General features: G+C 47.9%; 8 protein-coding genes. 7 read left to right on the top strand and 1 reads right to left on the bottom strand.

Annotated elements, in window-relative coordinates:
- The 6 genes from ABYT30_RS13265 to ABYT30_RS13240 form a co-directional block, all read left to right on the top strand.
- On the top strand, nt 1–472 hold a 472-nt coding region (locus tag ABYT30_RS13265; protein ID WP_373096923.1), incomplete at its 5' end, for an RNA polymerase sigma factor.
- Between the two features lie 129 nt (nt 473–601).
- Nucleotides 602–2,350 (top strand): arylsulfatase, encoded by a 1,749-nt coding sequence (locus ABYT30_RS13260; RefSeq protein WP_373096921.1) that lies wholly within the window; start codon nt 602–604, stop codon nt 2,348–2,350.
- 99 nt (nt 2,351–2,449) lie between these two features.
- Nucleotides 2,450–2,854, top strand: a complete 405-nt coding sequence (locus tag ABYT30_RS13255; RefSeq protein WP_373096919.1) for a hypothetical protein — start codon at nt 2,450–2,452, stop codon at nt 2,852–2,854.
- Between the two features lie 187 nt (nt 2,855–3,041).
- On the top strand, nt 3,042–3,491 hold the full coding sequence (locus tag ABYT30_RS13250; RefSeq protein WP_373083664.1) for an acyl-CoA thioesterase: 450 nt from the start codon (nt 3,042–3,044) through the stop codon (nt 3,489–3,491).
- Nucleotides 3,492–3,581: 90 nt separating this feature from the next.
- Nucleotides 3,582–4,037 carry a VOC family protein gene (locus tag ABYT30_RS13245; protein ID WP_373096917.1) on the top strand — a complete coding sequence of 152 codons (456 nt, stop codon included), beginning with the start codon at nt 3,582–3,584 and terminating at the stop codon, nt 4,035–4,037.
- A 142-nt stretch (nt 4,038–4,179) separates the two neighbouring features.
- Complete coding sequence (locus ABYT30_RS13240; protein ID WP_373096915.1) at nt 4,180–5,535, top strand: FAD-dependent oxidoreductase; 1,356 nt, start codon at nt 4,180–4,182, stop codon at nt 5,533–5,535.
- Between the two features lie 166 nt (nt 5,536–5,701).
- On the opposite strand, the gene ABYT30_RS13235 is transcribed toward ABYT30_RS13240, so the two are convergent.
- Complete coding sequence (locus ABYT30_RS13235) at nt 5,702–5,995, bottom strand: hypothetical protein (protein ID WP_373084079.1); 294 nt, start codon at nt 5,993–5,995, stop codon at nt 5,702–5,704.
- Between the two features lie 156 nt (nt 5,996–6,151).
- Here ABYT30_RS13235 and ABYT30_RS13230 point away from each other — a divergent pair, with 156 nt between their 5' ends.
- Entirely contained in the window at nt 6,152–7,039 is an 888-nt protein-coding gene (locus tag ABYT30_RS13230) for a LysR family transcriptional regulator (protein WP_373084081.1), read from the top strand.
- Nucleotides 7,040–7,186: the final 147 nt, after the last annotated feature.

Genomic DNA, 7,186 nt, shown 5'->3' with positions numbered 1-7,186 from the left:
CTACACCGTGTTTGCCGAGAAATTTAAGCGCTTTCTGCAGATCCGAGGTGTGCCTGAGTCGGAGTCGGAGGATTTAATGCATGATATTTTCCTTGCGTTCATCGCGCGCTGCGATAGCTTTAAAGCAAGCGGTCAGGGGCGCGGTTGGTTGTGGGCGGTGGTGCGCTCAAAACTCGTCGACCGTTACCGGCAGGCGCTTAAAGAGAGCAATGATGTCTATGACGATAGTTGGGATTCTGATTTTGGCAGCTATGACGAGGCGCGCTTAAAAGCCTGTATTGCCGGGCAGATGTCAGTATTTACCAGAGACTACCCCGAAGGGGCGCAGGCGCTCGCGTGGGTAATTGATGACGAACTGGATTTGCGCTCGGTAGCGCAATTGTTGGGCCGTAGCTACGGCGCGACCCGAGAGTTTATGTCGCAGGTCAGGTCGCGGCTGAGATCCTATATAGACTTGTGTTTGACGGGCTGATACATGCAAATATAAATCTATGCTATTTGGTGCGGGTGGGCAAATACCGCAAGTCAAAATAGTTTCTACACGGTTAAAGTTTTATTAATTTCCCGTTGATTTTCATTATTCTTAACTGGAGTAATAAAAATGAAAAGATTGTCGGCAGCATTAATACTGCTAGCTGTGCCTTTTTTCGCATCAGCTGAGCGGCCCAATGTAATTTTGATTGTCGGCGACGATGTTGGTTATAGTGATATTGCTTCATATGGTGGTGAAATCAGCACGCCAAATCTTGATGCTCTGGCATCGGATGGCGTTCGCTTTTCCAGTTTTCATGTTACGGCCTCTTGTTCACCTACTCGCTCCATGCTGATGACGGGTGTCGATAATCATCTCAATGGTCTCGGCAACATGGATATAACCATGCCATTTGAACACAAAGGAAAGCCCGGTTATGACGGTGTTTTGAATGACCAAGTTGTAACCATTGCGGAAATGCTCAAGGATAATGGTTATCACACCTATCATGTCGGCAAATGGCATCTTGGCCACACGCCAGAAAAGCGGCCCTTTAATCGTGGTTTCGAAAGAACCATTGCTTTGGGTGATACCGGCGCCGACAACTGGGAGCAACGCAGTTATTTGCCTACCTATGACAAAGCTCACTGGTATGCAGATGGAAAAGAGCACCAATTACCAGATGATTTTTATTCATCTCAATATTTTGTCGATAAGGCCATTGAGTTTATTGATGAAAACAGGAGTGATGGCAAACCATTTTTCACCTATATAGGTTTTCAAGCCGTTCATATACCACTGCAAGCCCCAAAAATATTTGTTGAAAAATATCATCAAAAATACATGTCAGGCTGGTCGGGCATTCGAAAGGCTCGTCTTAAGCGGGCGATAAATTTTGGTCTAATACCGGCTGATACTCAGCTGGCAGGGATGTCTACAACCCTCGATTGGGATGCCTTGTCCACCGATGATCAGGCCTATTATGCAAGGCGGATGGCGGTGTATGCTGGGATGCTAGACGCTATGGATTTTCACATCGGCCGCTTGATTTCTCACTTGAAGGAGATCGGTGAATATAATAATACGGTCTTTGTGTTTCTTTCTGATAATGGCCCAGAGCCATCGGATCCCTTGCAAGTTATCCCGGTGGCGGCGTGGGTAAAGTTTAACTACTCTACCAACATCGATGATCTTGGCGCGAAAGGTTCTTACGCCTCGATAGGGCCAAGTTGGGCCAACGCCGCGGCGAGTCCGGGAACATACTATAAGTTTTTTGCCGGCGAAGGAGGCGTGCGCGTGCCCTTGATTGTGTCTGGTCCCGGACTCGTTCAGCCGGGTAAAGTTGAGCATAGCTTTGCTCATATTAAAGATATTGTGCCAACCATTCTGGAGCTGACCGGCACACCAGATCATGGCGGAAATTTCCGAGGAAAATCAATTCTGCCGATTACTGGAAGTAGCCTTTTACCAGTATTGCGCGGCCAGGCGCGCCGCACTCACGCCGAGGATAAGGCAATTGGTTACGAACTCGCCGGCAATGCTGCGCTGTATAAGGGCGATTACAAATTGCTCAAGAATCTTCCTCCTTTAGGGGATGGTGAATGGCATCTATACAATATTGCGCTCGATCCTAGTGAGTTTCGGGATTTGCGCCTAGAAAAACCTGACCTATATCGGCGCATGATCATTGACTACCAAGAGTATGCGCAAGCGCATGGCGTGCTGGATATGCCTGCTGGGTATGATTACATAAAACAGGTTACGCTCTATTCTGCAAAGTTAATTCTGATGCGTAATTGGCCTTATTTATTCGGGTTTTTGGCGTTTATTTTTATTGGATTTTTTTACTTTCGGCACAGGGTAAAGCTGCGGGGCTAATTCTAGCCAAGGGCCGCTGCTAAAATATGCTCGCCGATGCTCATAACTTTTGGTGAGGTTTTCTGTTGTGGTGCTAAAAAATAATTGAGAATGTTTGCTATGAGTAATTCCGAAATCAGTAAATTTATTCATGAATATTGTGATACTTTTCGCCCAGGGGGTAGCAGTGAAATGCCAAAGTATTTTCACTGCCCTGTCACTATGCTTTCGGGTGGAGTGAACTTGCAGTTTGGCTGCACTGATGACTTGGCGTTGGCGCTTAGTAGTATACTTTCTGGTCTGGAGGCGAAAGGGTTTTCGTATAGCAAAATTCAGGAGTTACATATCCATCGATTGTCTGAGAATACAGCCATCGTCAGTGCTAGTTTCAAAAGGTTTACATCTGATCATGCAGTGCTAGAGGAAATAGCCGCGACATACACGATTTTCAAAAAATCAGATTTGAGCTGGGGGATAATAACGATTATTACCCATGAGTTGGATCAGGTGATTTGTAAGATCTGAGTTCTATCGTTGGAAGATCGGCCATAATAGTTTTCGCTTATTAGCTTGTCTACGCACTGGCGAGTCGCGTTATCAGTATTTTTCAACTCAGCAGTGGAGTAGTAAAAAGAAAGGTAGTTTGCTCAGTTTAATTAATTGAATAATTTTTTCTGATAAATACGTCTGTAATAATTTTTGGATATCGATTATGAATGATGAATTTTGTTATCTACTTCGGGTTAGATACGCTGAATGTGACGCGCAAAAGGTCGTGTTCAACGGCAAGTATGTTGAATATATCGATGTGGCCGTAACTGAGTTTACGAGGGCTATTTGGGGTGACTATAATGAACTGTTATCAAGAGGTATAGATAGTCAAGTCGTTAAACTAACTGTCGATTGGGTTGCGCCGGCACATTTTGATGAGGTGATTGCAATAACAGTTAAGGCAATTAGAGTTGGTACTACCTCATACGCATTACAAATCGATTTCTATAATTATGAAAAATCGATAAAGATTTCTTCTGCGGAAATAATTTATGTAATGGTAAGCGCAACACAGCATATTAAAATGGAAATTCCAGCAGATATGCGTCAGCAACTTGAGACGGGAGCACGGGGTGTTCAAGTTGACCATGCTGCTGCTAGAAACTCCTAACAAGGCAGCTTGGCAGATATCACCGCCAAGAATTAGGGGCGTAGCCTCCACTGGGCGCGGTAACGTTGGATAGAGTCTAAGGGAGAAAAAATGTACTTGCCTGATGGTTACGGAACAATCTTCCCGTATATGCTGGTCAATGGCGCGAATAGCTTATGTGTCTTTCTCGCTGATGTTTTCGGTGCGGAAGAAATGGGCCGAACGGTTTTTCCCGATGGCAGAATAGCCAATATTAGAATTCGAATCGGGACGTCAAACTTCATGATTAGCGAAACTGACGGCAGTGCTATGAAGTCTATGCCGGGCGCGTATTATATTTATGTTGAAGATGTCGATGATACCTATAAGCGAGCGCTTTCCGCTGGCGCAAAGAGTATCTTCGAACCAGCTGACATGCCTTACTTGGATAGGCAGGCGGGTGTTGTCGATCCAACTGGTAATAACTGGTGGATATCCAAAAGGCTGGTGGAGGAACCATATGACAGCAAAGCAAGTAATGCTGGCAGCGCCTCACACTTTGCTGCTAGGTTTCCATTCCTCGTATGAGCTACTATTCCACGTGTCGACCTTAAGTAAAATTTAGCATGTCTAAAGTAGAAGTGGAAAAGTGAAGGCTAAAGAGAGTAATTGGATTATTTGCCCCCAATGCCAAGGGCGGGGCAACAGAAGCCGAAGGCTTCGCAAGAAAGTGCGGCTATTGTATCAGCGGCAGTTGAGTGACTTTGAAAAAATGAAGGGCGAGGGGCCTGCCCCGGTGCGCCCGCAAGGCCATCTTGAATCATGTTTACATTGTGTCGGCTCCGGTTTGATTCCTGCGATTGACGTTTGCCTTACAGAAAACGAAAACTACCCTCATCTCGCGATTATTGGTGGGGGGATTGGCGGGGTTGCTTTGGCGGTGGCGTGTTTGCACCGCGGAATTCCTTTTACTCTTTACGAGCGCGACAGTGGTTTTGATGTTAGGTCACAGGGCTATGGGTTGACCTTGCAGCAGGCGAGTAAGGCCATCGAGGGCCTGGGGATTTTCGGTTTACAAGAAGGTGTGATTTCAACAAGACATGTGGTCCATACCACTGCCGGAAAAGTGGTTGGTGAGTGGGGAATGCGCAAGTGGGCGCACTCCGGCACCAAAAAAGCGCCTAAGCGCAGCAATGTGCATATTGCGCGACAGTCATTGCGTTTGGCGCTGCTTGAACAACTTGGTGGCAATGACGCAGTGCATTGGGGGCATCAGTTAGTTGATTTTGGCGAGTGTGAAGATGGCGGTGTTGACCTAGAATTTCAAGTAGAGGGTGAGATAAAGCGCGCCCGAGCGGATCTTGTGGTGGGCGCTGATGGTATTCGCAGCTCAGTGCGGCGGATCCTTATTGGTGAGGATACCACGCCCTTACGTTACCTCGGTTGTATTGTGATTTTGGGCATCTGTCCTTTGGCGGAGCTTAATAGTATCAGCAGTGATTTATTGGACTCCGCAACCGTATTTCAAACCGCCAACGGCAATGAAAGAATCTATATCATGCCCTATGCGGCTGACTCAGTGATGTGGCAGCTCAGCTTCCCGATGCCTGAGGGCGAGGCTAAAGCGCTAAGCGCTCAAGGGCCAAAAGCGCTGAAAGAAGAAGCCTGCCGACGAACGCCGTGGCACGATCCCATTCCGCAGATTCTAGCCGCGACTCAAGTGGCGCAGGTGTCAGGTTATCCGGTCTACGACCGAGAATTACTTACCGCAGAGCTGTTGGCAAGAGGGTCCAACGTAACCTTGATTGGCGATGCCGCTCATCCGATGAGCCCCTTTAAAGGCCAAGGCGCGAATCAGGCAGTGCTGGATGCACTGGCGCTGGCGAGGGCGATTGCAAAAGGCTGTTGGTCGGCGGAGCAATGGCGGCAAGCGGGTCTGCGTGATGCTGTGTTAAGCGAGTTTGAAGCCGAGATGTTAAAACGCAGCGCGATCAAGGTAGCGGACTCGGCCGAGGCGGCGGAGTTTCTGCACTCTGATATCGTTCTTCACGAGAGTGATGAGCCGAGAGGACGGAGTCGAAATTAATGCGCGGGTGTAAATTACGCAGTTACAGGTCCGATTAAAAATCGTCTTATCAAGTTTCACCAATTCCTGAAATAATTTCCCAGCGTTGGCGGTGCGAATGCTTGCGGCACTGCTAGTAAAAAAGGCGAGTACCAGAAGCATACTCGCCAGTGTGAGGCTGGGCGGCCTAGCTTACTTTTTCAATAGTCAGTATTTCTTGGGTTTTGGCATTGATAAAGCATTCTGCGCGGTAGGGGGTTTCGTCTTGGGGCATTACCAGCAGCTGTACCTTGCGCGATGTTGACGGACCGCTAATGCCCTTGAAGCGTGCCCGCGCGTTTTCATCGCTTTGCCCGTATTTGTCCATTGTGCCAATTTTGCAGGCATTGACTAAGGTTTTAGTGGCTTCAGCGGCGTGTGCACTGTTCAGTGCGCCAATAACAAGTCCGAAGGTCAGTATGATGTGTTGGATCGCTTTCATGAGGCATTCCTTTGTTTGTTGTCAGTTTCTCAGTGAGGTTTTTGGTAGTCCGGCTTTGTCGTTTCGTAACAAAAACCTTTGTACCGGTAACGAAGTCAGTGTAGGTTGTGCGTATGTGGCGGTAAATAACCAAAAATACACATTCATGGTGCATATATGCAGGGCTTAGATTGGAGTGATGTGCATTACTGCTTGGCAGTAATACAAGAGGGGTCGGTTACTGCGGCGGCTAAAAAATTAGGGGTTAACCACACAACGGTGTCGCGGCGTATTAGCGCTCTGGAAAAAACCTTGCAGGCGTCCTTGTTTGATCGCTCTACCTCGGGTTGGTCGGTGACGCCGGTTGGCGAGTCGATTTTGCCTAATTTAGAGCAGATGCAGGAAGCGGCCAGCGCCATTGAGCGAAGTGTTCACGCCGACCGCCAAGACCTGAGTGGCACCTTGCGCGTCACCGCGCTGGACGTATGTATTCAGCGTATTTTGTTGCCGGGCTTAAAGGCCTTTAGTGAGCAATACCCAAGTATTAATGTTGAGCTAATGGCCTCGGAGGAAGCCCTAGACTTGTCAGTACATGCGGCTGATATCGCCTTTCGTACAACGAATAACCCGCCCCCAAATGTGGTTGGCAAGAAAATAGCTAATTTCACCTATGGTGTATTTGCCACTAATGAGGTGTGGCAAGACTACTTGACGGGTAAAAGTGACGTGGGCGCTATTTCTTGGATGTTAGACGGTAAGATCACACCGGAGTGGCTGCGGCAAAGCTACCCAGATATGCCGATTCGCTATCGCTCGAACTCCTTGAATGTAATTTACGATTTGGTGCGGCAGGGCAGTGGCTTTGGCGAGTTGCCTTGCTCACTGGGTAATAGCGACCCAGATCTAATTCAAATTCCCGCGCAGGGGGTGATGGAGCCGACAGGCTTTTGGTTATTGACCAATCTCGACTTGCGAACGACTGCGAGAATACGAATTTTTCGTGACTTCATGTTGGATTATCTGCAGCCCATGGTTGAGCGATTTGAGTCGCGTTCTGCTTTGTGACTAGCTATGGATGTGGTTCGCTAGCGTATTGCTCATGTCATTTTGGCTCTAGCTAGCGACGTCATGACTGTACTGAGTAACTCGGGCTGAGAGCGCACGCCAAGTTTGGCGTAAACTGCTTTGAGGTGTGAGCGTACAGTGCTTTCT

Source organism: Zhongshania sp. (assembly GCF_041623545.1).
GTDB lineage: Bacteria > Pseudomonadota > Gammaproteobacteria > Pseudomonadales > Spongiibacteraceae > Spongiibacter.
The sequence above is the reverse complement of the archived record's forward strand: the minus strand, read 5'-3'. Positions and strand labels throughout refer to the sequence as shown.

Bases quoted from the DNA above. Each gene is read 5' to 3' on its own strand.
- ABYT30_RS13245 (WP_373096917.1), top strand. From the start codon at position 3,582: ATGTACTTGCCTGATGGTTACGGAACAATCTTCCCGTATATGCTGGTC.
- ABYT30_RS13260 (WP_373096921.1), top strand. From the start codon at position 602: ATGAAAAGATTGTCGGCAGCATTAATACTGCTAGCTGTGCCTTTTTTC.
- ABYT30_RS13230 (WP_373084081.1), top strand. From the start codon at position 6,152: ATGCAGGGCTTAGATTGGAGTGATGTGCATTACTGCTTGGCAGTAATA.
- ABYT30_RS13255 (WP_373096919.1), top strand. From the start codon at position 2,450: ATGAGTAATTCCGAAATCAGTAAATTTATTCATGAATATTGTGATACT.
- ABYT30_RS13235 (WP_373084079.1), bottom strand. From the start codon at position 5,995: ATGAAAGCGATCCAACACATCATACTGACCTTCGGACTTGTTATTGGC.
- ABYT30_RS13250 (WP_373083664.1), top strand. From the start codon at position 3,042: ATGAATGATGAATTTTGTTATCTACTTCGGGTTAGATACGCTGAATGT.